Raw genomic sequence first — 25,141 nt, 5'->3', positions numbered from 1 at the left:
AACAAAAAAGCACCATCGGGACAACCCGACAGTGCTTTTTGAGCTAGTCGACGAGCCCTAAAGCCCGTCTCGTCAAACGACGTCTACCTTACTCGGCAGTAACGTTCAGTTTAACGACTGCAGTAACGTCGCTGTGCAGCTGAACGTCGATTTCGTACTCGCCAGTGCTACGCAGAACACCTTCCGGCAGACGAACTTCGCTCTTGTCAGCGTCACCACCAGCAGCGGCGATCGCATCGGCGATGTCGCGGGTGCCGATAGAACCGAACAGTTTACCTTCGTCGCCAGCTTTGGCTACGATGGTCAGTTCCAGTTCGTTCAGCTTCTCAGCACGGGCTTCAGCAGCAGCCAGCTTCTCAGCAGCGGCTTTTTCCAGCTCGGCGCGACGCGCTTCAAAGCTTTCGATGTTGCTCTTGGTGGCCGGTACGGCTTTACCGTAAGGCACCAGGTAGTTACGGCCGTAGCCGGCTTTGACGTTGACTTTGTCGCCCAGGCCGCCCAGTTTGCCGACTTTCTCGAGCAGAATGACTTCCATCTCGCAAACCTCTTTTGTTTACCCCGAGCCTTGGCTCAGGTTCTTCTCGCTTTCAGATGCTTCCTGAAGTCGATAAAGCTATCGGCTACAGCCAGCATAATCAGCAAGGCTATCAGATAAGGTCCGACTATTATCATCACCGAATAAAAGGTGACCAGCCAGGACCTACTTAACTTTTTAATCGCAACAATCGCGTGGATCAGACCGATGCTTGCCACCACAAACGGGGTGATCAATACCGGTATCCAGCGGGCCGCTTCGAAGGGCAAAGTCTTACCCAGTAACAGCACCGCCAGGCCAGCCGCTGCAAACAGCGGTGACAACCGCAAGCCATGAAACTCTGCTTTAAACCCACCGGGGTTGTAGAGTTTCGACTGCCACCAACGCGCTATCGCCAGGCTGATTAATGACGAGCCGAGGAAGCTTGCAACGATTGCTCCTAACAACAATTCGCGCAGCCACTCAGGCTCCAGCGGCATCGACATCTGTGGATTGCTCTTCTTCAGAGCCTCAAGCAGCACAACAGCCGCTTCATCCACCTGAGTGATCAGCTCGGGCAACAGTGAATCGACCAGAAAACTGAAGATCACTGCTATCACAGTGGCCACCGACAAGGTCTGTGACCAGGAAACCGAGCGCCTCAACACAACCGCTAGCGCGGTGGTCCCCAACAGGGTGACCATTGGTGAGGCTTGATCCCGCCAAACCAGCCAGATCAGCGCAGGCGCCAGCGCCCACAGCATCAATCCGACGCCGTCGGAGGTGCCCCTTCGCAGAGTAACCAGTCCGACGATGGCAGCACTGAGTATCATCAATACCGTGGCTGCCAGACCCAGCATAAGCCGGGCTTGTTCCACTTCGAGTGCCACAAACAGCAGCGGCAATGAAGCGATAGATACAGTTGCGATTATCGCCTGCGTCCGACCGCGCATTGCGTATTCGGCCAGCGCACGCATAAACATCTATTCCCTAACGGAAGGCCTGGACTTAGTGGCCGTCGGTGTAGGGCAGCAGCGCGATGTAGCGAGCACGCTTGATAGCGGTCGCCAGCTGACGCTGGTACTTAGCTTTAGTGCCGGTGATGCGGCTGGGTACGATCTTACCGGTTTCGGTGATGTAACCCTTCAGCGTGTCCAGATCCTTGTAATCGATCTCGGTAACACCTTCGGCAGTAAAACGGCAGAACTTTCTGCGACGGAAAAAACGAGCCATTTAATTTCTCCTGATATCTATCTGTGCGGTGAACGCTTACTCGGCAGCAGATTCTGCTGCAGCTTCAGCGGGAGCTTCTTCAGCTTTCTCTTCACGCTTAGGCGCTTCACGACGAGGAGCCTTACGGTCTTCGCGAGCTTCAGCAGCCTTGATGGGAGAAACACCAGTTACGGCTTCTTTCATGCGGACAACCATGTTACGGATGACGGCATCGTTGAAGCGGAACAGGTTGGACAGCTCGTCCAGGGCTTCATTGCTGCACTCGACGTTCATCAGTACATAATGAGCCTTGTGGATCTTGTTGATCGGGTAAGCCAGTTGACGGCGGCCCCAGTCTTCCAGACGGTGGATCTTGCCGTTGTCACCTTCGATAACGCCGGTGTAACGCTCGATCATAGCGGATACTTGTTCACTCTGATCCGGGTGGACCATGAACACGATTTCGTAATGACGCATTGTGTCTCCTTATGGGTTAACAGCCCCTCAACGCGGCTCGGAATGATCCGGTGAGAAGCAAGGAGTTAACTAAGTTTTTGGGACCGCGAATACTACAGGCTCTTTGACAACCAGGCAACCCCATCGTTTTAAATCAATGTCGACGGCCGAGGGATCAGCCGTTGCGCTGACGAACTGCCTCGAACAGACAGACGCCGGCGGCCACCGATACGTTCAGACTACTGACCGAACCGGCCATCGGAATCTTCACCAACTGATCGCAGTTCTCCCGGGTCAGCCGCCGCATGCCGCTACCTTCGGCTCCCATCACCAACGCCATTGGTCCGGTCAGGGAAGCCTCGTTCACCAACTGGGTCGCCTCACCGGCGGTACCGGTAATCCAGACCCCGGCGGCCTGTAGCTGCTTCAGGGTGCGGGCCAGGTTGGTGACCACCACGTAGGGCACCGTATCGGCAGCCCCGCAGGCCACCTTGACGGCGGTGGCGTTGAGCGGCGCCGACTTATCCTTGGCGGCAATCACCGCCTGCACACCGGCCGCATCGGCGGTACGCAGGCAGGCACCCAGATTGTGCGGATCGGTCACCCCGTCCAGCACCAGCAGAAACGGTGGCACCTCGAGTTGCTGAATCAGCTGCTCCAGAAAGGTCTCGTTGCGGATCTGCACCGCTTCGACTTCGGCCACCACCCCTTGGTGGACGCCATCGATCATCTGATCAAGCTCTTTGCGATCCAGATGTCGGATCTTGATCCGGTGCTGTTTGGCCAAGTCGATCAACTGCTGGATCCGCTTGTCCTTGCGCCCCTGTTGCAGCAGCAGCCCCCGCACCCGCTTGGGCTCGCGCTCCAACAACGACTGCACCGCGTGAATTCCAAAGCTGTACTGACTCATTGATCGGCTCCTGAAACACGGCTGGACTCAAACCACTGGGACGCCTGTTCGCGAACCAGCGCGGTCAACAAGCGAATATGGGCCGGATCACTGTTCAGTGCCGGAATGTAACGGTACTGCTCGCCACCGGCCTCAACAAACTCTTCCTTATTCTGGATCGCAATCTCTTCGAGGGTTTCCAGACAGTCGGCGGAAAAGGCCGGGCTGAGCATATCGACCGACTTGGTACCTTCACCGGCCAGGGTACGCAGGGTTTCATCGGTATAGGGTTTGACCCACTCGGCCGGCCCAAAGCGGGACTGGAACGTCGCCAGGAATCGGGATTCGGGCAGATCTAACTTGGCCGCCAGCAAGGCTGCGGTTTCACGACACTGCTGCGGATAGGGGTCCCCCTTATCGGCGTACTCCTTTGGAATACCGTGGAAACTCATCAACAGTTTCTCGCCGGCGTCGTGCTCGGCCCAATGCTGCTGTACCGATTGCGCCAGCGCTTCGATATAGAGCGGATGATCGTGGTAGCTTTTCAGGATCCGAATATCGCAGACCTCACGCTGGCCCAACTGGAAGCGCGCCACCTGATCGTAGACCGGTGCGGTCGAGGTAGCGGAATACTGCGGGTAGAGCGGCATCACCAGAATACGCTGGTAACCATCCCCTTTGAGTTGTTTGAGCATCGGCGTCAGGCCGGGATTGCCGTAGGTCATCGCCGCGAACACGTCCGGGCTTCGGCCTGGGAATTCGCTCTGCAACGCTACCTGCAACGCCGCCACCTGCTGATTCAGGATTTTTCGCATCGGCGAATCCTGATCCCAGATGCTCTGGTAAAGCTTGGCCACCTTACCCGGACGAACCTGCAGGATGATCAGATTCAGCACCAGCCACCAGAAAGCCCGCTTGAACGGCCCTCCCTCTATGACCCGCTTATCCCACAGAAAAGGTCTCAGGTATTGGCGGACAGCCTCGGCCGTCGGTTGATCGGGGGTTCCCAGATTGACCAGAATAACAGCGCTCTTTTGCATGCTCGTGCGAAGATCCTTAACGAGTTGAACCCACCCGGGACGGCAGGTCCTATTTGAGAACCGCTATTATTCCCGAGCTGCAACGGAAAATACACCGGCTTTATTCCATCCAGACTCTTTCACCCGCCGATAAGCGTTTAAATCCGTTTACATTCCGACAGCGGCTATGCAGAATCCGAGTCACTTTCGTGCAACGAACCGCGCCGATTTCCATCGACGCTTACCACCGGACCCGCCACTGATGGATTCCACCGATCGCCAGATACTCGACCTGCTGCAGCAGGATGCCACCCTCTCGACCGCGGCCATCGCCGAACAGGTAGGGCTGAGCCCCACCCCCTGCTGGCGTCGGATTCAGAACCTGGAAAAAGCCGGGGTGTTGCGAGGGCGGGTCGCCCTTCTCGATCGCAAGCAGCTCGACCTCAATGTCGATGTCTTCGTCGAGATCAAAACCGATCGACACACACCAGAATGGATCGAGACCTTCACCCGCGCCATCGATGAACTCGATGAAGTGGTCGAATGCTACCGCATGAGTGGCGAAGTCGATTACCTGCTGCGGGTCGCGGTCGGCGACATCGAAGCCTACGATGCCTTTTACAAGCGTCTGATCGAGCGGGTCGAAGTGGCCAATATCAGCTCCTACTTCTCGATGGAGCGGATGAAATACACCACCGCCCTACCGCTGCAATCCAAAGGCCGGGACGCCGAAGACAGCTGAGCCGTCACGACAGGCGTACTCCAGAAACCAAAAAACCCGCCAAAAGGCGGGTTTTTCATCAACCGACAACTAAGTCAGTTTATTCCAGACCGGCGAACACCGCGTCACGGATATCCTGGACCGAACCAACACCGGCAACATAAACGTAGCTCGGAGCCGCTTCTGCGTCTTCTTCCGCCCAACCCTTGTAGTAAGTGATCAGCGGCGCAGTCTGCTCGTGATAAACGCCCAGACGGTCACGAACGGTTGCTTCGTTGTCGTCGGCACGCTGAACCAGATCTTCACCGGTCACATCGTCCTTGCCTTCCACCTTAGGCGGGTTGAAGGTGACATGGTAAGTACGACCGGAGCCCGGGTGAACCCGACGACCGCTCATACGCTTGACGATCTCTTCGTCAGCCACATCGATCTCAACCACGGCGTCGATCTTAACGCCGGCTTCTTTCAGTGCATCAGCCTGCGGAATGGTGCGCGGGAAACCGTCGAACAGGAAACCGTTGGCGCAATCAGACTCGGCAATCCGCTCTTTAACCAGACCGATGATGATCTCGTCAGAAACCAGCTGACCGGCATCCATTACCTCTTTAGCCTGCTTACCCAGCGGGGTGCCGGCCTTGACCGCAGCACGCAGCATATCGCCGGTAGAGATCTGCGGAATCGAATACTTCTCGGTAATATACTGTGCCTGAGTGCCCTTTCCTGCGCCCGGGGCGCCGAGCAAGATGATACGCATAAACGCTCACTCCATCATTTTTAAGAATAATTCGGTGTCAGGGCCACTGCCCTCAGATACAAGCCCGTCCCGCCGGTCTTACCAAGTTGCCGGAAGCACATCGACAATCGGAATCGGGGTTGTCAGCAGACAGCCGTAGTTTCGAAGAAACCGCTGTCTGCACGGTAATCATCCCACCCGATCCACTCAATACGACATTAGGACTAACGGCGCTCAGCGCAACTCTCTCAGCCGTTCCCGATCGGGGGAGTCAGGCAGACTAGCCTATCCGTCAACCCAACTCAATCCCCTAGAGATTCAATCGCATGCGGGCACTGGACTGACCAGTTTTTAAACAAGATCAGCGGGTAGTGTTGATATAGATCAGTCGAGCATCGGAATTTTTTTCATACGTTCGTTTTAATCACTAAGCTTGCTCAAAACCCTATAGAGAATCCGCCTTGACTGCCCACCAGCCCAGACGATCCATCTTTATCTATACCCTAGTCAGCCTTGTGTTGTTCGGTCTGCTGCTATGGATAGGTTCCGACAACCGCCCGTCGGTGTCGCGTCTGATTCTTGCCGGGCTGGGTGCATTACTCTGCGCCGGCCTGTTGCCGGGATTGATCAACCGTCTCATGGACAGGTTCGGCAGCCCTGACGAGCAGACCAGGACAGCGTCCAATCTCCACAAAAACGCAGCCCTCGACTTAACCATCGAATCCACTCCCAGCCAGGGCGAAATCTATCTCGACCAGGCCCAGGCCTTGATCCTGGTACTCGATCAGGAGGGCCGGGTTGAATACCTGAATCAATACGGCTATCGCCTGCTGGGCTACCCGCAAGAATCCCTGTCCGGACGGGAGTGGCTCAAACTCTGTGTACCAGCCAGCGAACATAAACCGGTACTGGAAGCACTCGAGGCGTACCACAAGCGAAACCAGCTGACACCATTGTCGGTGGAACATCCGGTACTGACCGCCGAAGGCAAGCTGCGCTTGATCGCCTGGAACTGCCGCAGTGTCGGGCTGCCCGACGGACGTCGACAGCTGCTCTGCTCCGGCCTGGATGTGACCGAAAACCGCCGCACTCAGGATTCGCTAGAGAAACTATCCTGCGCGGTGGAACAAAGCTCGACCTCGGTACTGATCTTCGACCGTCGCGGCCGGATCGAATACGTCAACCCCGCCTTCAGCCAGATGAGCGGTTACGCCGCCGACGAGGTGATCGGCCGCAAGCCCCGCTTTCTGGAAAGCCCCGACACCGAGCGCCAGACCCTGCTCGACCTGCGCGCCAGTATCATGCGCGGCGAGAACTGGCAGGGAGAGATCTGCTACCAGCGTAAAGACGGCCAGCAATTTTGGGTCAACTCCCGGGTCTCACCGATCAAGGATGAACGGGGCCATATCGATCATTACGTCAGCGTCACCGAAGATATTACCGACGCCCGCAAGCATCAGCTGCAGATCGAGCGCATGGCCTTTCAGGATCCGCTGACCCAATTGCCCAACCGCCGCGGCTTCCAACAGCACCTGCAACAGATGCTGGAAGAGTGTGCCGATCTGGATCAAACCCTGACGCTGTACAGTATCAATCTCGATCACTTCAAGCGGATCAACGACAGTCTGGGCCATAATGCCGGCGACCAACTCCTGTGCCGCATCGCCAAGATGTTGAAAAAGGAGATCACGGCCCAGGATCTGCTCGGACGTTTGAGCAGTGACGAGTTCCTGCTGGCGCTGCGCAACGTCAGTCACGAGCAAGCCACCCAGTTCGGCCAGCGTATCAATCGGCTGCTGCGACAGCCGGTCACGGCCATCGGCGGAGACAGCCGCCGCGAGAGCGGGCTGATGACCGCCAGCATCGGCATCGCCAGCTTCCCGGAAAGCGCCCGCGATACCAACGAACTGATCAAGTGCGCTGATCTTGCGATGCAGAACGTCAAACAACACGATCGCAACGGCTTCCGCTTCTTCTCGGCCAAGATGAAGGAAGCCCTGGAAGCGGACCTGTTTCTGGAGCGCGAACTGCAACGGGCACTGCAAAATGACGAGTTCGAGCTCTATTACCAACCCCAGGTCGATCTGCAGCTGGGCTGCGTCAGCGGCCTGGAAGCCCTGTTGCGCTGGAAACATCCACAACGGGGGCTGATAGCACCGGACACCTTTATCTCGGTGGCCGAACGCTCCGGTCTGATTATCCCGCTGGGACAGCTGGTGCTGCGTAAAGCCTGCCGCAGCTACCAGATTCTGGATCTGCTGGGACTGGGGCACCTGCGGATCGCCATCAACCTGTCGGCATTGCAGTTCCGTGATCCGCTGTTTCCCCGCACTTTCCAGCAGATCATGACCGAGCATCAGGTCAATCCATCCCAGATCGAGCTGGAACTGACCGAAAGCATGCTGATGACCAACATCGAGGAAGCGATCATGATCCTCGACCAACTCAAGCAGCTCGGCGCCACCCTGGCGATCGACGACTTCGGTACCGGCTACTCGTCGCTGAGTTACCTGAAGCGACTACCGGTGGATATCATCAAGGTCGATCGCGCCTTCGTGAAGGATATTCCCGACAACGAGAATGATATGGAGATCACCGCCGCGGTGATCGCGATGGCCCACAAGCTCAAACGCAAAGTGGTGGCCGAAGGGGTTGAAACCCTGATGCAGGAGCAATTCCTGCGCGACAACGAGTGCGACTACCTTCAGGGTTACCGCTACAGCCCGCCGCTTCCCGAATCCGAGCTGACCACCCAGATTGCCCGTATCGATCTGGAACTGAGCAACGCCAACGGCACCAACCGCTGCGTCCAGCTGGAATTCGATTCCTGATCAAACTCGACTTGTCCGACCATATCCTCTGTATTAGTGTGGAAATAGATATCACGCCGATTTGTCGCAACAGTCGGCGATTGGAAAGAGGTTGCACTGAATGGATTATGAGCAACTGTTCGATCGAAGTTTTGAGCGCTGTCGGTCCAGGAATGACCGTGAGCCCTTCTTCGAGAGTTTCTACAACCGCTATCTTCAGACCGATCAGCGGGTCGCCCAGGTGTTCGCCAACACCGACATGGCGCGGCAACAAAAGATGCTGGAGAAATCGTTCTACCGGCTGCTGATTTTCTACGCCACCAACAGTGCCGACGACTATATCGAGCAGATCGCGGTGCTGCATAACCGCCACCACCTGAATATCACTCCAGATCTCTACGATCTGTGGCTTCAGGCACTGATCGAAACCGTCTCCGATTACGACACCGAGTTCGATGATTCAATTGAGCTGGCCTGGCGGCTGGTGCTCTCGACCGGTATTACCTATATGAAGTTCAAATACGATCACTGAACATGATCGTGGGAACGGGGAAGCCAGAGCCCGGCCCACCCGTTACGGACAACTTTTTACCAGCCTTTAGGACCGGGCTTGTCCGGTTTGTTCTTTTTCTTCTGCTTCAGACGCCACAAGGCACCCTTCTTGACCGGCTTCTCCTCCATCCCCAACGCCTTGGTAAAGCGATCACGCAACTGCTCGAGTTTCTCTTCTTTACGCTCATGGGATTTACGGTGGCGGGCATCACCCAGTTGAACCACCTTGTCGTTATCGGCCATCAAAAGCCTCCGATCGGCAGAGTTAGTGTTTTAGAATACCCCGAATAGCTGGGCCTGTTAACCGGCTGCCATAAAGGCCGCCCATTCGCCCCATTTTAGGTCACCGATAGCAACGCTGTATGAAGTCACTCCCGATCGATAGCGCCCTGCCCGAGCTACTGCAGGCATTAACTAAGCACAATCGCTGCCTGCTCCAGGCCGCCCCCGGTGCCGGTAAGACCACCCGGGTGCCGCCGTCACTGCTGCAGCAACCCTGGCTTGGTGGGCAGAAGATCCTGATGCTCGAGCCCAGACGGATCGCGGCCCGCAGTGCGGCGGCCTTTATGGCCTCGGAGCTGGGTGAGAAGGCCGGACAGACCATCGGCTACCGCTCCCGGCTCGACACCAAGGTCAGCGCCCAGACCCGGATCGAAGTGGTCACCGAGGGGATTCTGACCCGGATGCTGCAGTCGGACCCGGCGCTGGAAGGGGTCGGCTGCGTGATCTTCGACGAATTCCACGAGCGCAACCTCAACGCCGATATCGGCCTGGCGCTGCTGCTGCAGTCCCAACAACTGCTGCGTGACGAGCTGAAGATCCTGCTGATGTCGGCCACCCTGGAACTGGAACCGATCCGCCGTCTGCTGGGGCCGGACACCCCGGTGATCAGCAGCGAAGGCCGCAGCTTCCCGGTGCAGATCGAACATCTGGGAGGCAACCCCAGCCCGTTTGATCCGATCCGGATGGCCCAGGCGATCGAACAGGCCCTGGGCGATACTGAACAGAGCCTGCTGGCCTTCCTGCCCGGTAGCAGCGAGATTCAACGCACCCTGCGGGCACTGCAGCAGTGCCGGCTGCCGGATAACATCGAGTCGATTCCACTCTACGGCCAACTCAGCCCCAAACAACAGGACCGCGCCATCAATCCCCCGGAGCCGGGCCAGCGCAAGCTGGTGCTGGCCACCGCCATCGCCGAGACCAGTCTAACCCTGGAGGGGATCGACGCCGTAGTCGACGGCGGGCTGATGCGACTGCCCCGTTTCGATCCGCGCAGCGGCATGACCCGACTCCAGACCCAGGTGGTCAGTCGCGCTTCGGCAACCCAGCGCGCCGGTCGAGCCGGTCGACTCCAGGCCGGTCGTTGCTACCGGCTCTGGGCCGAGGAGCGCACCCTGATCGAACAGAGTCCGGCCGAGATCCTCCACGCCGACCTGGCCCCGCTGGTGCTGGAGCTGGCCCAATGGGGCGCCAAGGCCGACGAGCTGGAGTGGCTCGACGCGCCGCCGCCGGTGCACCTGGCCCAGGCCCGCGAGCTGTTGATTCAACTAGGCGCGCTATCCGACGATAATCAGCTGACTATGATGGGCGAGCAGCTGTTAAAACTCGGCACCCATCCACGGCTCGGCACCCTGATGCTGCATGCCAAACAGCTGGGGCTGGGCGCGTTGGGCTGCCAGTTGGCGGCGCTATTGAGCGAGCGAGACCCATTCAGCAATCAACCCGGCGCCGACCTGCGCCAACGACTGCTACAGCTGCAGCACAGCAAAGAACCGGCCGCGCAACGCATCCGTGAGAGCGCCCGACGCTGGTGCCGTCAACTGAAGGTGTCCGATCAACTGGATCGGGATGTCGACGCGGCGCTGGAGCAGTGCGGCCTGCTGCTGGCGTTCGGCTTTCCCGATCGGATCGCCCAACGGCGTAGTGGCAACACGGATAACAACGACCAGCCAGGCCAGCACTACCGCCTGCGCAACGGCAAAGGCGCCGAATTTCGAGATCGTGATCCGCTATGCCGCCACCGCTATCTGGTCTGCGCCGATCTGGACGGCGATGCCCGCTCGGCAAGGATATTCCTGGCCGCGCCGCTTGATGCCGAGGCGCTGGAACAACACCTCGACAACCAGATCGAGCAGTGCCAGCAGATCGGTTGGGACAACCAGACCGAGTCGGTTCGCGGCCACTCAGAGCGCTGGCTCGGCAAGCTGTGTCTGGATCGCCAACCGCTAGCCGAGCTGGACGAGCAGCAGCTCGCCGACGGCCTGATCGCCGGTATCCGGCAACGGGGAATTAGCAGCTTGCCCTGGGAGCCTCGCAGTCGCCAACTGCAGCAGCAACTGGCGCTGCTACGACAATACCTGGGTGAGGACTGGCCGGATCTGTCCGATGCGAACCTGACCGACACGCTGGAGCACTGGCTGGCCCCGTATCTCAACGGTATGCGCAAGCTGACCGAGCTGAAACGGCTGAACCTGCGCGAACTGCTGTACAACCAGCTGGACTGGAACCAGCAACAACAGCTGAGCCAACTGCTGCCAGAACGAATTCAGGTTCCCAGCGGCTCCCAGATCCGGATCGACTACAGCAATTCAGAGCAACCGCTGCTGGCGGTCCGGCTACAGGAGATCTTCGGTTGGCAGCAAACCCCAACGCTGCTGAACGGCAAACTGCCGCTAACGCTGCAGATCCTGTCACCGGCCCAGCGGCCAATCCAGACCACCACCGATCTGGCCGGGTTCTGGAGCGGCTCCTACCGCGAGGTGTGCAAGGAGATGAAAGGGCGTTACCCGAAGCATTTCTGGCCCGACGATCCGCTCCAGGCGGTGGCGACTCGTCAGACCAAGAAGCGGATGGATCAGCAGGCCAAAGCCAAAAGCTGAGCTGAGCTGAGCTGAAAGCTTAACCCTATTAACCCTCGAGCGCCTGCAGCAGATCGGACCAGATATCCTCGACCCCTTCAAGGCCGACCGACAGCCGGATCAGCCCCTCAGCGATACCGTGCTCGGCGCGCTGTTCTGGGGTGTAGGTCGAATGGGTCATGCTGGCCGGGTGCTGGCAGAGGGTTTCGGCATCCCCGAGACTGACCGCCCGTTTGATCATCTTGAGCCGGTTCATAAAGGCCATGCCCGCTTCCAGGCCGCCCTTCAGCTCGAACGCGATCATACCGCCGGGCTGCTCCATCTGCTTCCAGCACAGACCGAAATAGGGGTTATCCGACAAGCCTGGATAGTGCACCGCCTTGATCTGCGGCTGCATCGACAACTGCTCCGCCAAGGCCTGGGCACTGCGGCTATGATGCTCCATCCGCAGCTGCAGGGTTTTCAGCCCCCGCAGCACCAGAAAGGCGGTCAACGGTGCGATCACCGCCCCGGTCATATCCTTCAAGCCGACCAGACGGATCTGCTCGATGGTCGCCGCGTCACCCACCACCGCGCCGGCCACCAGATCGCCATGGCCGCCCAGGTATTTGGTGGCCGAATGCACCACCAGGTCCGCCCCCAGGGTCAAAGGCCGCTGTAGGGCCGGAGTGCAGTAGGTGTTGTCGACCACCACCTTGATCGACGGATCGCGATCATGGACCAGATCGCTGATCGCCGCGATATCCATCAACCGCATGGTCGGATTCACCGGGGTCTCGAAATAGACCACCCGGGTGTTGTCGCTCAGCGCCGCCTTCAGCGCGTCCAGATCGGTACAGTCGACAAACTCTACCTCGATGCCGAACTTACGCAGCCCATGATCCAGGTAGGCGAAGGTGCAGCCGTACAGGGTGATATCGGCGATCACCCGGTCGCCCGGCGCCAGCAGACTCCAGAGCGTGGCGCTGATCGCCCCCATCCCGGAGGCGGTCGCCAGCCCGACTTCGCCCTGCTCCAGCGAGGCGAGGCGCTGCTCCAGCAGGTCCTGGGTCGGGTTGGAGATCCGGGTGTAGAAATGGCCCTGCTGCTCGCCGGCAAAGCGGGCGGCGCCCTGCTCCACCGAGTCAAACCCAAAGGTTGAGGTCATATAGACCGGTGCGGTCAGCGCACCATGGGGATCCTGTCCGGCATCCCCGGCATGGATCGCGCGGGTGGCAAAATTCGGAGCGGCACTGCCGTTGGGTGCAGTTAGGTTGAGAATAGCTTCGTTGGCTTTAGCTCCGGTGGGAGTAACGTCGTTGGCAGCAGACATCGGTGGCTCCATAGCAGTTATTGTTCTAAAACCACTATATGCCAGGCATAATCGCCGAGAACTCCAATTCCCAACATTCTGAAACCAAATATTGGCATCAACAATTAAAAATAGAAAAATATTGGAATTATTCACCAATGACAAAACTTGACCGAATCGATCGCCGAATTCTGGCCGAACTGCAAAGCGACGCCACCATCAGCAACCTGGAGCTGGCGGAACGCGTCGGCCTGTCACCCTCACCCTGCTCCCGCCGGGTTCGGCAGCTGCAGGAGCGCGGCCTGATCGATCGAACCGTCACGCTGCTCAATCGTGACAAACTCGACCTGACGCTGACGATCTATATCCAGGTGCATATGGCCAACCAGCTGACCAAGACCCTGCAGAACTTCGAGCTGCGGGTCAGCGAGTTCGACGAGGTGCAGGAGTGCGCCCTGGTCACCGGCAGCGATGCCGACTACCTGCTGAAGGTGGTGATGCCGGATATGGCGCACTATGAGAAGTTCCTGCTCAAGCAGCTGAACCAGATCGACGGCGTCGCCAGCATCCGTACCAGCTTCGTGCTGCGACAGGTGTTAAGCCGGACCGAGCTGCCGCTTAAGCACGTAAACTGACCGGCCTACGCCTACACCTTAGACCAGCGATTCACTGGCGCTGACAAAGGCCTGTACGGTACGTTCGATATCCGCCTCGGTAGTCGCCCAGGAGCAGACACTGACCCGCACCACCGGCCGATCCTGCCAGCGACCGGCACCGGCCCAGCACTCCCCTGAGGACTGGATCGCGGCCAGCAGCGGTTCGATCTGGCTGTCATCGGCCAGTCCCACCAGCACCTGGTTGAACACCACCTCGTTGCGAATCTCGAAACCCGCCGCGCCCATCTCCTCGGCCAACTGACGGGCACGCAGGTGCAGCCCGGTCACCAACTGATCGACGCCCTCGCGACCCAGGTAAGCCAGCGTGGCCCAGAGCTCGACCACCCGGGCGCGCCGCGACATCTCCGGGGTATAGAGCATGCCGTCGCGCTGCTCGCCGTAGAGGATATAAGACCCGGACGCCTGCAACGCGCCGCTCAGCGCCTCGGCATCGGTGCAGAGCACCAGGCCGTTGTCGTACGGGGTATTGAGGGTCTTGTGGCCGTCAACCGAGAAGGAATCGGCCAGCTCGATACCGGCAGTCAGATGTTTCAATGATTCACTGGCCGCAGCCCAGAGCCCAAACGCACCATCGATATGCACCCAGCTACCCGCCTCCCGTGCCCGTCTGCACAGAATCTGGAAATCATCGAACGCACCGGAGTTGACGTTACCGGCCTGCAAAATCAGCAGGGTCTGGGCATCCAGCGGTGGCACCTGGTTGGCCAGGATTAAGCCTTGCTCATCGACATCGACCCACTCGATCCGATCCGTCCCCAACCCCAGCATCGCCACCGCTTTGATCACGGTACCATGGGCATGACGACCGGCCACGATCCGCAGGGTTGGTGCCCCAGCCAACCCCTGCCGGTTGATGTCCCAGCCCTGACGTTGCAATAATCGGAAGCGCGCCGCCGCCAGACCGCAGAGAATCGCCATCGACGAACCACTGACAAACCCGGCCACCGTCTGCTCCGGCAGCCCCAACAACTCACGCAGCCAGCCTTCGGTGACCGTTTCCAACGTCGAAGCCACCGGTGAGGTGACATACAACGGCGTGTTCTGATCCCAAAAATCAGACAACCAGCGCGCCGCCAGACCGACCGGCACCACACCGCCATTGACCATGCCGAAATAACGTCCGCCAATCTGAGCTACCGTCGCCGGCGAACCGACCCGGTGTAGCTGCTCCAAAACAGAAGCCGGATCGCCAAGGTTTTCGGGCAGCGATCCATTGAACTCACCCAACGCCGCTAACGCCGACTCGGCCGGGTATACGGGTCGCTCACGAACTTGATCGGCATACTCAAAGGCATAGCCGCTGGCCTGCTCGAATAGCTGCTTGTCCTGCATCTGGGCAAACATCTGTTGCCGAAGCTTGTCAGTGTTGGTCTCTTCGCTCACTCGGTAACCCACCCTATTAATCGATCAAGAATGGGTAGAACTTAGCAGCCGACAAAGGCTACCGACAGCAACAGTAGGGAAAAATCAGGCCCTGACTGTACCGGTCATTAGACAGATACAAAACGGGGAAAATAGGTGGAAGTGGATTAAGGATTTAGGCTGTTTACTCTATTGGGTTATAAACCATCCCTTCAGCAGTCAAGAATCCATTTTGGACTCGTGCAAGAATTGAGGAAAGCAAGCAGGTCGTAGTAGCAGCTAACAAGTCAGATCTGAGTGACAGCTACCAACACTTAGCAGCCGCTAGCAGGGGCTCAGAGTCAACAACTTCTCCCTGTCCATCATATTTCTCATAAGCGGTCACTGTACTGGGGCAATTCAAGGCTCTTTGGGGTTCCCTTCAGGTGAAGAGATGGAGCACTCCCCTTCTGTCAGGCATGCATGGGCATACAGTTTGTTTACCCAAATGCGAAAAGGGCCTCGTTTTACCCGCGAAAAACGCGTGGTTTTGTCTGTAACATTCCCTAAGATTGCTTTATTATCAGTCGCTTAGTGACGGTTGCGCCATGGGAGAAAATTAGTGACTGAATTTCAAGAACGGCTTGCGTTACAAGACATCGACTCGCTCCGCGAGTTGATTTTGAATAGCTTTCGCGTTCGCGAAAACCAAGATCCGATCTACGTAGACATAGGCGGTAATTTAGGACGAATAGGCGCTCCTCAACAACAGATCGTCTTCGGTCGCCGAGGTTCAGGGAAGTCATGCCTTTTTGTGCATTATCTGCAGGAGCACAAATGCGACGCTGTTCCGCCAATCTATATTCTAGCTGATGAGTTCAAGCGCCTAACTTATCCCGATGTGTTGATCCGGCTTCTTATCGAAATACTTGAAGGCGTTCCGACAAAAGGTTACTGGTGGAAACGGATACTTCGGCAGCCGACACCCACCGAATCACTAATCAAGGAGCTCCGGGGGCTCCTAGACCTCGCCGAGGAAGCGGAGGTTACGTCGGGTCACAAGCTCTCAATTAAAGAAACGGCCGAGGCAAAGTCTGGGGCAAAGTCACTTGAAGTAAAGGGTGCGCAGGAATCTGCACAAGAGCATAGCCGTTCATCGAGCTTTCGGGAGAGGAAGCTGGATACGCTGGAAAGGCATCTTCGCGATTACAAAGATGCAATACAAAAGAGCTTGGCTTCATGGGGCGAAGTCAATGTTGCCCTTCTTGTAGATGATTTCTATTTGTTTCCGCGAGACAAGCAGCCCGACATCATTGATTACTTACATCGATTAGTTCGAGGCACCGGCCTATACCTCAAAGTCGGAACAATCCGTCATAGGACAAGCCTGATCAGAAATGATAATCAGACGATAGGTGTTGAACTTGGCCAGGATGTTGAGGAGATCAGCCTTGATCGAACGTTTGAGGATCTTGGGGCAACGCAGCTTTTTCTCTCAAGTATGCTGCAATCACTGGCGGCACGTGCGGGAGTTTCCGAAATCGACTCTTGCTTCAACCCAGAGGCACTACAGGCTCTTACACTGGTTAGTGGTGGTGTTCCCAGAGATTTCTTGAACATCTTGGTCAATTCGATAGACGCCGCACGTGCTCAAAATCGAACACGCTGGCTGACACCAACACTCATATACCGAGGAGCAGGACGCTTGAGCTATACGCAAAAGCTCAAGAACTTGAAGGATGATGCCGGCGTAGATGTTGCCGGTTTAGAGCGAGTCTTTGTCGACCTGCTTCAGTTTTGTATTCGAGAATCTAAGAAGACTGCATTCCTTATATCCCAGGATGAATCGCAAGGTCACCCCTTAGCACATGACCTGATCCATCAGCTCATGGACTTCAAGCTCATTCACGTAGTCGAACCCGATACTTCTGCTGCTTCCGGAAGGCCAGGCAGATACGAGGCTTATACGCTCGACTTTGCTTTGTTTACTGAGCCGCGTAGACGAGGTATCGAGATAGTCGAGTTTTGGAGAACTGACGATAACCGAAGGCGCGTAGGCATCAGGGAGGCGCCGGCATATCCGTTATCTCGAGCGTTGATCGCTTTCCAAAAACAGTCAGAGCAGGCTGATGTAACGGGTGCAATTGAGACAATTGCGGAAGAGGATTCTGCGCAACAGTGCGAATGACGCCCAACAACTCGCTTCAGGTGACGTTTGCCCCACCGTCATTTTATTGCTGCAGCACAAACGGTCGTTGCCGCAAACGCACCTGAGCGCAGGCGTTAGCAGTGTCAGCTTTCTCTTCCCTGCCAAGTTGGGTTTATTACAGTCCACAGGCAGCTTCGGGGCGTAAGCTACCACTCACCATCGCGATACCATGGACAACTAACCGATGGCAGTGGATTGAAACCTAGGCGCTTTATGATCCAACTATCTGGTACTTCTAAGTACATCTAGCCAAAAAAGAGCATTTCAATCATTTATTGATCGATCTGAGACAGAAGCTCAACTGGGTTAGATTCCAATCTCAGAATATAAACAGCCGAAGCCACCATCACAGAGCCGTAAAGCGCTCGATGATGAAGGCTTGGAAGGATAAGTGGCCAACCATTAGATCAGGTTGGCCAGACAGCTTATGCGCCCGTTGCCACCGGTCGCTCCGGATCGCGGATCCACTCGCTCCAGGAACCCGGATAGAGTCGAGCACCTTTCAGGCCGGCGATCTCCAGTGCCAGCAGATGGTGACAGGCGGTGACGCCGGAGCCGCACATCATCACGGTATCTTCGGCCTCGACCTCACCCAGCAGCTGCTGCCACTCGTCCTTCAGTTGCTTGGCGGTTTTGAAGCGGCCTTCGGCATTGAGATTGTCGGTCAGCGGACGATTCAGCGCGCCGGGGACATGACCGGCCACCGGATCGATCGGTTCCTGCTCGCCGGCAAAACGCTCGGCGGTGCGAGCATCAATCAGGGTGAAGCTGGGCTGGTCCAGGTTGGCCTTTACCTTGGCGGTGTCGACCAGCCAGTCGTTATGCAGCACCACGGGGCCACCTTTAACCGGCGTGGGTAGCTCCACGTTATCGCTCAGCTCACCGCTGATCGCCTGCCAGGCCGGCAGGCCACCATCCAGCACCGCGACCCGCTCGTGGCCGAGCCAACGCAGCAGAAACCAGGCCCGTACGGCCATAGCGCCGTTCATATCGTCGTAAACCACCACCTGAGTACCATCATCGATGCCCCACTGGCGCAGTTGGACAGCGAAGTCGAACGGATCCGGCAGTGGATGACGACCGCTGTCGTCGGTGATCGGCGACGACAGGTCTTTCTCCATATCGGCGTGAATCGCACCGGGGATATGGCCCTCGCGGTAGAGCTTTTCACCGGCTTCCGGGTCCAGCAGTTGCGAGCGGCAATCGAGAATCACGAGATTCGGGTCGCCAAGCTCATTCTTGAGGCTCCAGGCATCGATCAGGGTACGGTTATCCATGGTCGTCTCCTCAGTTTGATTGACTTCAGCTTGATCGGTTTCAGTTTGATCAGGTAACTTGAGGCGATGAGCCGCTCTTTAGCGGCTCATATCAGGCCCCTACAGGTACTGGGCCCACTCTTCGCGCAGCAGCTCCAGCTCGTTCTCGGCCTTCTGCTTGGCTTTCTTTTTCAGGCTTTCGACCTGAGCGGCTTTCTCGGCGATCAGTTGCTGTGCCACGGCGGCCTTGTCGTCAGCCTGTTCGACCTGTTCCAGCAACGGCTTCAGCTGCATCAGAATGCCGCGACGACGGCCCTCTTCGGCACGGGCCAGTTGCTCGGCGCTCTTCTCTTTCTTGGTTCTTTCCTCGCTGACTGCTACCGAGGTTGCCGTCAGGGAGCGCAGGCCGACAGCATCGCGAACCTGCTGCAGCAGCGGTACCGAGTATTCACGGGCTTTCTCGGCTCCCTTGAGCAGCTCGGCTTCGACACTGCTCAGGTCCTGCATCAACTCGTTGTAGCGCTCGCGCGGGGCCTTAAGGTAGTTGTTGAGGTATTCGAACAGCTCCAGCTTGGCATCGCCCCAGCCGATACCCTGCTCGAACTTGGTCCGGAAGTCGGCGCTCTCTTCGTCGCTGGCAAACAGCGAGTAGAGCTCGAAGATGGTGCTCTCGTCGGCATCCTTTGGCTCGCCCGGTGCCTTGGAGTCGGTCTTGATCTGCTTGATCAGCTTCAGCAGCTCGTCTTCAGAGCAGAACAACGGGATGGTGTTGTCGTAGCTCTTACTCATCTTGCGACCGTCGAGGCCGGAGATGGTCAGCGGATCATCGTCCACCATCGGCTCGGGCAGCACAAACAGGTCGGCGTAGGTGTGGTTGAAGCGACCGGCCACATCGCGGGCCATCTCGATATGCTGGATCTGGTCCTTACCCACCGGGATATGCTTGGCGTTGAACATCAGGATGTCGGCCGCCATCAGGATCGGGTAGCTGAACAGCCCCATGGTGACGCCGTCGTCCAGGTCGGTCTTGCCGGCGTCGCGGTTGGCATCCACCGAGGCCTTGTAGGCGTGAGCCCGGTTCATCAGGCCCTTGGAGCACAGGCAGGTCAGAATCCAGGTCAGCTGCGGAATCTCGGGGATATCGGACTGGCGGTAGAAGGTGGCGTTATCGGTATCGAGCCCCAGCGCCAGCCAGGTCGCCGCGATCTCACGGGTGGAGCGGGCAACCCGCTCCGGATCATGGCACTTGATCAGCGCGTGGTAGTCTGCCAGGAAGAAGTAGGAACTGAGGCTGGCATCTTGGCTGGCCCGGACGGCCGGCTTGATGGCACCAAGGTAGTTACCGAGGTGAGGGGTTCCGGTGGTGGTGATACCGGTCAATACACGATTCTGGGTCATGGATCTGAGTCTTTTTCGAGCGAATTTTCAAAGCCGACAATCATACAGCAAAGCGCTCGACATTGGTCGTGTTTACCGCATCGACGCCGCTGCCTATAGTCGGTAGGTTAATGATTTGCCACGTCTGTTGGCGAAGACCTATATCAAGAGCCCGATAATAATAAGGAAAATACTATGGCTTCCTGGCTGATCGTCGGCGTTTTTCTGGCCACGGTGGTTTATCTGATCAACTGTAACCGCAACTTCCAGCCCCTGGCGCTGGTCGCCAGCGTCGGCACCGCCATGATCCTCTGCTTCTTCGGTTTCCTGTTCACCGGTGTCATCAACGCCCTGCTGCAGCAGTTCGGCACGCCGATCGAGACCCCGCTGGTTCAGTCCCTGCTGGTCGCCGTCGGTGTGGTGATCGGGCTGCTGATCCGGCATCGCTGGAAGCGGATCTGACCCTTCAGTCCTTCGTCTGCTCCAGCATCCATCCAACCAAGACCTACTGATTAACTCAACTATACTCAGATAACCTGCCGAGCTGGCAGGTCTCTTTGTCGTGTTTGTTGTGAACAGGTTGTGATAGCCGGAGGACGGTCATGGACACCAGCATCCACAATATGCAGGGGCTTTTTCAACAACTGGGACTACCCAGTGAGCCCCAACAGATCGAGCAGTTTATTCGCCAACACCGCTGCGAGACAGGACTCGACCCACTGGAAGGCGCTCCGTTCTGGAGTCCATCCCAGGCCCACTTTATTCAAGAAGCGTTGTATCAGGATTCTGACTGGACCGAAGTGGTCGACGAGCTGAACTGCCGGCTACATCAGTGATACCAGCGAAGCCCTAGGAGGCTGGCCATATTAGGTCTCTAGACCGACCTGACGCTGATAGAAAGCCAGCTCACGCTCCAGCAGTTGGGCTCGATTGGCGGCCAGCTTAAAGCCGTGTCGCTCGTCGGGGAAGGCAACGTATTCCACCGCCAAGCCTCGGGCACGGAGCCGGTTGTACAGATTGTAGGTCTGGGTGGCCGGCACAACCCGGTCCAACCCGCCCTGGAAAAAGATCAGCGGGCGACTGAATTGCTCCAGCTGATGGATCGGCGAGCGCTGGTGGTAACGTGAGCGTTGCTCCGGCCAGTCGCCGATCAGCCAATTCAGGTAATGGGACTCGAATTTATGGGTCTCCTGCCCCAGCCGTTCCAGATCGCTGATCCCGTAGAGACTGGCACCACCGGCAATGCCGCATGTATCCGGGCGGCTCAGCACCCGCAGCACCGTGTAACCGCCGGCGCTGTTGCCCCGCACCAGAATCCGTCCCGCTTCGGCCCAGCCCTGGATTTGGGCATAACGAGCGGCGGCCAGCACATCCTCCACATCCGCCTCACCCCAGCGCTGAGCCAGACGGTGGCGATAATCCCGACCGTAACCGGTACTGCCACGGTAGTTCAGGTCCAACAGGGTAAAACCCCGTGACAGCCAGAACTGCTTGAGCGGATCGAAGCGGGCGTCAGCCTGGGCGGTCGGACCACCGTGGAGCTGGATAATCAGAGTCGGCTGTGACAGCGCGACCACCGGATCGGGGCGGTACAGCAGTCCGTATACAGGCATTCCATCCTGCCCCGGCAGCTCGATATGCTCAACCGCAGAGCCGCCCTTAACCTGAACAGAGGTCTCCAGTCTGGCCAAGGCTCTGATCTGCCAAAGACCTACACCAATCGCACAACAAACCAACTCACCGGGTCGATCCCGAGGCTCGCGGATCGTCAGCAACTCGGATTCCCCAGGGGCCGTCTGAACCTGCGCCAGACTGTGGATCGCCGCTCCCTCCCCCAGCACGTTCAGTTGGCCAGATTCGGGATCCAGCACTCCCAGCCCAGCCTCGGCGTTGCGCCACCACTGGCAACCGATCCGGCCATCATCGAGCAACACATAGGCCCGCTGCCCCAGCTGCCAGGGCGCCCGGCAGAAGTCCGCCTGACGCGGGCAGAGCGGCTCCACCACCGCCGCCGTTGTCGGACAGGGCGCGTCCAGCTCGCCCTCTGCGTTGGCCGCGATACAGGGCTCGGGGCCAGCTTCTCCCAGCCCTTCTAGATAACGGTATAAATTCCAGTAGCCGCTGCGATCGGATAGAAAATAGAGCCTGCCGTCACGATCGAATTCCGGCTGCACCACCGCCTCGCTCTGCCCCAGCCAATGGCCGTCGGTCAGCGATAAAATGGCGCTGGGCAGTCCTTGTGGGTCCAGCAGCGTCAGCTGCAACCGGCTCGATAGCCAGGGCTGGTCAGGGTGATTCCAGCTGATCCAGGCCAGCTGGCGACCATCGTGGCTGACCCGGGGCGAGGCGTAGAAATCCTCCCCTTCAGCCAGCACCCGCCGCTGTGGTATGCCTTCGGCGCCCAAGCCGATACCGACCAGTCGGTTCACCACCTCCGGTTCTGTCGCTTCGCCCGCAGCCTGATGCTGCTCTTCGACCACCAGCAGCCGTTGATGGGCCTTATCAAAGACCAGATCGCCATAACGACAACCCTCTTGGCTCCAGACAGGTTCGGCCACAGCGTCCGTTTGTCTGGCCAACGATTGGCGATAGATCGATTGATCGGCGCCGTTGACGAACCAGAGCCAGCCACCGCCCACAGCAAAGTTGCCGCCGCCGTATTCGTGTACCCGGCTGCAGACGCTGACATCTTCCGGGGTGATGGGATGAGGGTGAGCCTGGTCAGGCAAAAGGCTAACAACCCGATTGGCGCCGCGGTTGGGATCAAACTCCAGCCAGAAGATCTGCTGACCCTCGGTACGCACCTCGGCCCACTGACGTCCGGCCCGGCTGGCGTCGGCGGCGCTGATCGGCTGGCTCAGTACCGTCGCCGTTTCCGGTTCGGTTTCCGGGAACGGCTCGACCCGTTTCAGCATCGGGCGATGATCCGGTCCAGCTGCTGTTTGGCACGGCCGATATTGCGGGCGTTTCGCAGTACCGGTTGGGAACCCCGGCCGCTGTTAGCAGCGGCGATCTCCTGCAGTGCGCTGTCGCGGGCTTGTTCGATCAGGTGATGGTGGGGCGATTTTTCACACACCGGGTCGGCGTTGGCGGCATCACCGGTCAGCTTGAACGCCTGACAGCGGCAACCCCCGAAGTCCTTCTCCTTCTCGTCGCAGGAGCGGCAGGGTTCCTTCATCCAGCCGTAGCCGCGGAAATGGTTGAAGCCGGTGGAGCGATACCAGATATCCTCCAGCGAGCTGTCGAGCACATTGGGGAAATCGATCGGCAGTTCGCGGGCGCTGTGGCAAGGCAGCGCGGTGCCGTCCGGGGTGATGGTCAGGAAGAATTTGCCCCAACCGTTCATGCAGTCCTTGGGGCGCGACTCGTAGTAATCGGGCATCACGAAGATCAACTTCGGTCCCTGGCCGTCGAGCTGGTCGCGGTAGCGGTTGGTGGTGGCTTCGGCGGCTTCGAGTTGGGCGGCGCTGGGCAGCAGCTGATCCCGGTTAGCCAGCGCCCAACCGTAGTACTGCGCGGTGGCCAACTCGACGTAATCGGCTTCGAGCTCGATCGACAGTTCGATGATCTGATCGATGGCGTCGATGTTGTCGCGGTGGATCACGAAGTTGAGGACCATCGGGTAGCCCTGGGCCTTGACCTCACGGGCCATCGCCAGCTTCTGCTCGAACGCCTTGTCGCTACCGGCCAGACGGTTGTTCAGCTCGGCCGAACTGGCCTGGAAACTGATCTGGATATGGTCCAAACCGGCTTCCTTAAAATTTGCCACCCGCTGGGCATCCATCCCCATACCGGAGGTGATCAGATTGGTGTAGTAGCCCATCTGGCGGGCTTCGCGGATCAATTCTTCCAGGTCCTTTCGCAGCAGCGGCTCACCGCCGGAAAAGCCTAACTGGGCAGCGCCCATCTTGCGTCCCTGGCGTAACACCTCGAGCCACTGCTCGGTGCTCAGCTCGTCGCCGCCGTTCTTGAAATCGACCGGGTTGGCGCAGTAGCTGCACTGTAGCGGGCAGCTGTAGGTCAGCTCCGCCAACAGCCAGAACGGCTGCCCCACCCCTTCGGGCAACGGCGAAGGTTTAGCTGCGGCTTGGCCCGGGTTAGTCGAACTGCAACCATTGCTTGCCATGGGCGACCCCCAGAAACTCTTTGATATCGCCGCTCAGTCCACCCGCTTCCGGGTAGCGCTTCTCCAGCGTATCGATGATTTCATCAACGGTAGAACTGCCGTTGCAGCAGGACAGGATCTCACCGGCGCTGCCGTTGAGCTTGACCATGCCTTCGGGATACAGCAGCACATAGGCTTGCTGCGCCTCCTCCCATTGGAAACGGAAGTGACGGGCGATCGACGGGATCAGCTCGCCCTGACAGTCGTTGATGCTGTTCATGCGACCTCCTCCGTCAGCGCGCTCAGTGGCGTGGTTTTGACGTTGTGGTACGGCGCCCGATCCAGCTCGTAGGCCATCGTCATCGCATCGAGCATGGTCCAGAGCACATCGAGTTTGAACTGAAGAATCTCCAGCGCCCGCTCCTGCTGCTCGCGGGTGACGAAGTGATCCAGGGTCACCTGCAGGCCATGCTGCACATCGCGGCGCGCTTCGGTCAGGCGGTTGCGGAAATACTGATGCCCCTCGACGTCGATCCAGGGGTAATCCGTGGGCCAGGTATCGAGACGGGACTGGTGGATCGTCGGGGCGAACATCTCGGTCAGCGACGAACAGGCCGCCTCCTGCCAGCTGCTGTGACGCACGAAGTTGACGTAGGCATCCACCGCAAAGCGAACCCCCGGCAACACATGCTGCTGCGAGTGCATCTCCTCGCGGCTCAGTCCGCAGGCTTCGCCCAGCCGCAGCCAGGCTTCGATCCCGCCGTGGGCATCGCCGTAGCCGTCATGGTCGAGAATCCGCTGGGCCCAGAGCCGGCGGGTGTCGCGGTCCGGGCAGTTGGCCAGCACGTTGGCGTCCTTGACCGGAATACTGATCTGGTAATAGAACCGGTTGGCGACCCAGCCCTGGATCTGCTGCTGACTGCAGCGCCCTTCGTGCATCGCGATATGGTACGGGTGGTGGATATGGTACAGCTCACCCTTGGCCCGCAGGCGACGTTCGAACTCGACCCGCGACCAGGGTTGTCTTGCATTGCCAGGCTGGGCCGTCGGTACGCTGATCATCGGTTGGTGGAGTGAATTGATTGTCATGGGGAACCTCGGTTTTTTTATTATCTAGACCG

At 58.5% G+C, this 25,141-nt stretch carries 24 protein-coding genes; 8 read left to right on the top strand and 16 right to left on the bottom strand.

The genetic code is table 11. From position 1 onward, the window contains the following. Nucleotides 1-88: 88 nt before the first annotated feature. From rplI to hemH, 6 genes are all read right to left on the bottom strand, one after another. The gene (gene rplI / locus ACO05M_RS10090; RefSeq protein ID WP_114694630.1) at nucleotides 89-535 is read right to left on the bottom strand and encodes a 50S ribosomal protein L9; all 447 of its coding nucleotides are present in this window, start codon (nucleotides 533-535) and stop codon (nucleotides 89-91) included. A 35-nt stretch (nucleotides 536-570) separates the two neighbouring features. Beyond that, nucleotides 571-1,491 carry a hypothetical protein gene (locus tag ACO05M_RS10085; protein WP_421862042.1) on the bottom strand — a complete coding sequence of 307 codons (921 nt, stop codon included), beginning with the start codon at nucleotides 1,489-1,491 and terminating at the stop codon, nucleotides 571-573. Between the two features lie 31 nt (nucleotides 1,492-1,522). Continuing rightward, nucleotides 1,523-1,747, bottom strand: coding sequence for a 30S ribosomal protein S18 (gene rpsR, locus ACO05M_RS10080; RefSeq protein WP_114694632.1), 225 nt, complete (start codon nucleotides 1,745-1,747; stop codon nucleotides 1,523-1,525). A gap of 36 nt (nucleotides 1,748-1,783) precedes the next feature. After that, nucleotides 1,784-2,203, bottom strand: coding sequence for a 30S ribosomal protein S6 (gene rpsF, locus ACO05M_RS10075; protein ID WP_114694633.1), 420 nt, complete (start codon nucleotides 2,201-2,203; stop codon nucleotides 1,784-1,786). A gap of 154 nt (nucleotides 2,204-2,357) precedes the next feature. Continuing rightward, nucleotides 2,358-3,092, bottom strand: coding sequence for a 23S rRNA (guanosine(2251)-2'-O)-methyltransferase RlmB (gene rlmB / locus ACO05M_RS10070; RefSeq protein WP_421862040.1), 735 nt, complete (start codon nucleotides 3,090-3,092; stop codon nucleotides 2,358-2,360). Then, the gene (gene hemH / locus ACO05M_RS10065) at nucleotides 3,089-4,111 is read right to left on the bottom strand and encodes a ferrochelatase (protein ID WP_421862038.1); all 1,023 of its coding nucleotides are present in this window, start codon (nucleotides 4,109-4,111) and stop codon (nucleotides 3,089-3,091) included. Before hemH ends, rlmB begins: the two co-directional genes overlap by 4 nt. 241 nt (nucleotides 4,112-4,352) lie before the next feature. Here hemH and ACO05M_RS10060 point away from each other — a divergent pair, with 241 nt between their 5' ends. Continuing rightward, entirely contained in the window at nucleotides 4,353-4,832 is a 480-nt protein-coding gene (locus tag ACO05M_RS10060; RefSeq protein WP_421862036.1) for an Lrp/AsnC family transcriptional regulator, read from the top strand. 79 nt (nucleotides 4,833-4,911) lie between these two features. Here the strand turns inward: ACO05M_RS10060 and adk are convergent, their stop codons facing one another. Continuing rightward, nucleotides 4,912-5,565 (bottom strand): adenylate kinase, encoded by a 654-nt coding sequence (gene adk / locus ACO05M_RS10055; protein WP_421862035.1) that lies wholly within the window; start codon nucleotides 5,563-5,565, stop codon nucleotides 4,912-4,914. A gap of 440 nt (nucleotides 5,566-6,005) precedes the next feature. Here adk and ACO05M_RS10050 point away from each other — a divergent pair, with 440 nt between their 5' ends. Continuing rightward, a complete protein-coding gene (locus ACO05M_RS10050; RefSeq protein WP_421862033.1) occupies nucleotides 6,006-8,375 on the top strand; it encodes a putative bifunctional diguanylate cyclase/phosphodiesterase in 2,370 nt (789 codons plus the stop codon). A gap of 100 nt (nucleotides 8,376-8,475) precedes the next feature. Further along, nucleotides 8,476-8,886 carry a globin gene (locus ACO05M_RS10045; RefSeq protein WP_421862031.1) on the top strand — a complete coding sequence of 137 codons (411 nt, stop codon included), beginning with the start codon at nucleotides 8,476-8,478 and terminating at the stop codon, nucleotides 8,884-8,886. Between the two features lie 56 nt (nucleotides 8,887-8,942). Here the strand turns inward: ACO05M_RS10045 and ACO05M_RS10040 are convergent, their stop codons facing one another. Further along, entirely contained in the window at nucleotides 8,943-9,149 is a 207-nt protein-coding gene (locus ACO05M_RS10040) for a hypothetical protein (protein WP_114694640.1), read from the bottom strand. 119 nt (nucleotides 9,150-9,268) lie between these two features. Here ACO05M_RS10040 and hrpB point away from each other — a divergent pair, with 119 nt between their 5' ends. Beyond that, complete coding sequence (gene hrpB / locus ACO05M_RS10035; protein WP_421862029.1) at nucleotides 9,269-11,785, top strand: ATP-dependent helicase HrpB; 2,517 nt, start codon at nucleotides 9,269-9,271, stop codon at nucleotides 11,783-11,785. A 28-nt stretch (nucleotides 11,786-11,813) separates the two neighbouring features. Here hrpB and megL read toward each other — a convergent pair whose 3' ends face one another. Further along, complete coding sequence (gene megL, locus ACO05M_RS10030; protein WP_421862027.1) at nucleotides 11,814-13,076, bottom strand: methionine gamma-lyase; 1,263 nt, start codon at nucleotides 13,074-13,076, stop codon at nucleotides 11,814-11,816. 137 nt (nucleotides 13,077-13,213) lie between these two features. Between megL and ACO05M_RS10025 the strand changes: the two genes are divergently transcribed. Beyond that, nucleotides 13,214-13,690, top strand: coding sequence for an Lrp/AsnC family transcriptional regulator (locus ACO05M_RS10025; RefSeq protein WP_421862025.1), 477 nt, complete (start codon nucleotides 13,214-13,216; stop codon nucleotides 13,688-13,690). A gap of 18 nt (nucleotides 13,691-13,708) precedes the next feature. On the opposite strand, the gene ACO05M_RS10020 is transcribed toward ACO05M_RS10025, so the two are convergent. Further along, nucleotides 13,709-15,115 (bottom strand): pyridoxal phosphate-dependent decarboxylase family protein, encoded by a 1,407-nt coding sequence (locus ACO05M_RS10020; protein ID WP_421862024.1) that lies wholly within the window; start codon nucleotides 15,113-15,115, stop codon nucleotides 13,709-13,711. 580 nt (nucleotides 15,116-15,695) lie between these two features. Here ACO05M_RS10020 and ACO05M_RS10015 point away from each other — a divergent pair. Then, complete coding sequence (locus ACO05M_RS10015) at nucleotides 15,696-17,261, top strand: hypothetical protein (RefSeq protein WP_421862022.1); 1,566 nt, start codon at nucleotides 15,696-15,698, stop codon at nucleotides 17,259-17,261. Between the two features lie 446 nt (nucleotides 17,262-17,707). Here ACO05M_RS10015 and ACO05M_RS10010 read toward each other — a convergent pair whose 3' ends face one another. Beyond that, nucleotides 17,708-18,559, bottom strand: coding sequence for a sulfurtransferase (locus tag ACO05M_RS10010; RefSeq protein WP_421862021.1), 852 nt, complete (start codon nucleotides 18,557-18,559; stop codon nucleotides 17,708-17,710). Between the two features lie 99 nt (nucleotides 18,560-18,658). Next, a complete protein-coding gene (locus ACO05M_RS10005) occupies nucleotides 18,659-19,936 on the bottom strand; it encodes a tryptophan--tRNA ligase (protein ID WP_421862019.1) in 1,278 nt (425 codons plus the stop codon). 174 nt (nucleotides 19,937-20,110) lie between these two features. On the opposite strand from ACO05M_RS10005, the gene ACO05M_RS10000 reads away from it, so the two are divergent. Both ACO05M_RS10000 and ACO05M_RS09995 read left to right on the top strand, forming a co-directional pair. Beyond that, nucleotides 20,111-20,377 carry a hypothetical protein gene (locus ACO05M_RS10000; RefSeq protein WP_421862017.1) on the top strand — a complete coding sequence of 89 codons (267 nt, stop codon included), beginning with the start codon at nucleotides 20,111-20,113 and terminating at the stop codon, nucleotides 20,375-20,377. 140 nt (nucleotides 20,378-20,517) lie between these two features. Then, a complete protein-coding gene (locus tag ACO05M_RS09995; RefSeq protein WP_421862016.1) occupies nucleotides 20,518-20,751 on the top strand; it encodes a DUF2789 domain-containing protein in 234 nt (77 codons plus the stop codon). Nucleotides 20,752-20,781: 30 nt separating this feature from the next. Here the strand turns inward: ACO05M_RS09995 and ACO05M_RS09990 are convergent, their stop codons facing one another. The 4 genes from ACO05M_RS09990 to pqqC are packed head-to-tail and all read right to left on the bottom strand — an operon-like array spanning nucleotide 20,782 to nucleotide 25,082. Beyond that, entirely contained in the window at nucleotides 20,782-22,830 is a 2,049-nt protein-coding gene (locus ACO05M_RS09990) for a S9 family peptidase (RefSeq protein WP_421862014.1), read from the bottom strand. Further along, complete coding sequence (gene pqqE / locus ACO05M_RS09985; protein WP_421862012.1) at nucleotides 22,824-24,041, bottom strand: pyrroloquinoline quinone biosynthesis protein PqqE; 1,218 nt, start codon at nucleotides 24,039-24,041, stop codon at nucleotides 22,824-22,826. Before pqqE ends, ACO05M_RS09990 begins: the two co-directional genes overlap by 7 nt. Beyond that, nucleotides 24,013-24,300: a pyrroloquinoline quinone biosynthesis peptide chaperone PqqD gene (gene pqqD, locus ACO05M_RS09980; protein WP_114694650.1), complete on the bottom strand. Its 288-nt coding sequence runs from the start codon at nucleotides 24,298-24,300 to the stop codon at nucleotides 24,013-24,015. Before pqqD ends, pqqE begins: the two co-directional genes overlap by 29 nt. After that, nucleotides 24,297-25,082 (bottom strand): pyrroloquinoline-quinone synthase PqqC, encoded by a 786-nt coding sequence (gene pqqC, locus ACO05M_RS09975; RefSeq protein WP_421870716.1) that lies wholly within the window; start codon nucleotides 25,080-25,082, stop codon nucleotides 24,297-24,299. The genes pqqD and pqqC overlap by 4 nt, the downstream gene beginning before the upstream one ends. Nucleotides 25,083-25,141 lie beyond the last annotated feature (59 nt).

The sequence above is a fragment of the Motiliproteus sp. genome (genome assembly GCF_965230735.1).
In the GTDB taxonomy this organism is placed as follows: Bacteria; Pseudomonadota; Gammaproteobacteria; order Pseudomonadales; family Balneatricaceae; genus Motiliproteus.
The sequence above is the reverse complement of the archived record's forward strand: the minus strand, read 5'-3'. Positions and strand labels throughout refer to the sequence as shown.

Excerpts from the sequence above, each read along its gene's own strand:
- ACO05M_RS10025 (WP_421862025.1), top strand. The coding sequence starts at position 13,214 with ATGACAAAACTTGACCGAATCGATCGCCGAATTCTGGCCGAACTGCAA.
- adk (WP_421862035.1), bottom strand. The coding sequence starts at position 5,565 with ATGCGTATCATCTTGCTCGGCGCCCCGGGCGCAGGAAAGGGCACTCAG.
- ACO05M_RS10045 (WP_421862031.1), top strand. The coding sequence starts at position 8,476 with ATGGATTATGAGCAACTGTTCGATCGAAGTTTTGAGCGCTGTCGGTCC.
- ACO05M_RS09995 (WP_421862016.1), top strand. The coding sequence starts at position 20,518 with ATGGACACCAGCATCCACAATATGCAGGGGCTTTTTCAACAACTGGGA.
- ACO05M_RS10010 (WP_421862021.1), bottom strand. The coding sequence starts at position 18,559 with ATGGATAACCGTACCCTGATCGATGCCTGGAGCCTCAAGAATGAGCTT.
- pqqC (WP_421870716.1), bottom strand. The coding sequence starts at position 25,082 with ATGATCAGCGTACCGACGGCCCAGCCTGGCAATGCAAGACAACCCTGG.
- ACO05M_RS09990 (WP_421862014.1), bottom strand. The coding sequence starts at position 22,830 with ATGCTGAAACGGGTCGAGCCGTTCCCGGAAACCGAACCGGAAACGGCG.
- ACO05M_RS10040 (WP_114694640.1), bottom strand. The coding sequence starts at position 9,149 with ATGGCCGATAACGACAAGGTGGTTCAACTGGGTGATGCCCGCCACCGT.
- ACO05M_RS10000 (WP_421862017.1), top strand. The coding sequence starts at position 20,111 with ATGGCTTCCTGGCTGATCGTCGGCGTTTTTCTGGCCACGGTGGTTTAT.
- rplI (WP_114694630.1), bottom strand. The coding sequence starts at position 535 with ATGGAAGTCATTCTGCTCGAGAAAGTCGGCAAACTGGGCGGCCTGGGC.
- rpsF (WP_114694633.1), bottom strand. The coding sequence starts at position 2,203 with ATGCGTCATTACGAAATCGTGTTCATGGTCCACCCGGATCAGAGTGAA.
- pqqD (WP_114694650.1), bottom strand. The coding sequence starts at position 24,300 with ATGAACAGCATCAACGACTGTCAGGGCGAGCTGATCCCGTCGATCGCC.
- pqqE (WP_421862012.1), bottom strand. The coding sequence starts at position 24,041 with ATGGCAAGCAATGGTTGCAGTTCGACTAACCCGGGCCAAGCCGCAGCT.
- hemH (WP_421862038.1), bottom strand. The coding sequence starts at position 4,111 with ATGCAAAAGAGCGCTGTTATTCTGGTCAATCTGGGAACCCCCGATCAA.
- megL (WP_421862027.1), bottom strand. The coding sequence starts at position 13,076 with ATGTCTGCTGCCAACGACGTTACTCCCACCGGAGCTAAAGCCAACGAA.
- rlmB (WP_421862040.1), bottom strand. The coding sequence starts at position 3,092 with ATGAGTCAGTACAGCTTTGGAATTCACGCGGTGCAGTCGTTGTTGGAG.
- ACO05M_RS10005 (WP_421862019.1), bottom strand. The coding sequence starts at position 19,936 with ATGACCCAGAATCGTGTATTGACCGGTATCACCACCACCGGAACCCCT.
- rpsR (WP_114694632.1), bottom strand. The coding sequence starts at position 1,747 with ATGGCTCGTTTTTTCCGTCGCAGAAAGTTCTGCCGTTTTACTGCCGAA.
- ACO05M_RS10085 (WP_421862042.1), bottom strand. The coding sequence starts at position 1,491 with ATGCGTGCGCTGGCCGAATACGCAATGCGCGGTCGGACGCAGGCGATA.
- hrpB (WP_421862029.1), top strand. The coding sequence starts at position 9,269 with ATGAAGTCACTCCCGATCGATAGCGCCCTGCCCGAGCTACTGCAGGCA.
- ACO05M_RS10060 (WP_421862036.1), top strand. The coding sequence starts at position 4,353 with ATGGATTCCACCGATCGCCAGATACTCGACCTGCTGCAGCAGGATGCC.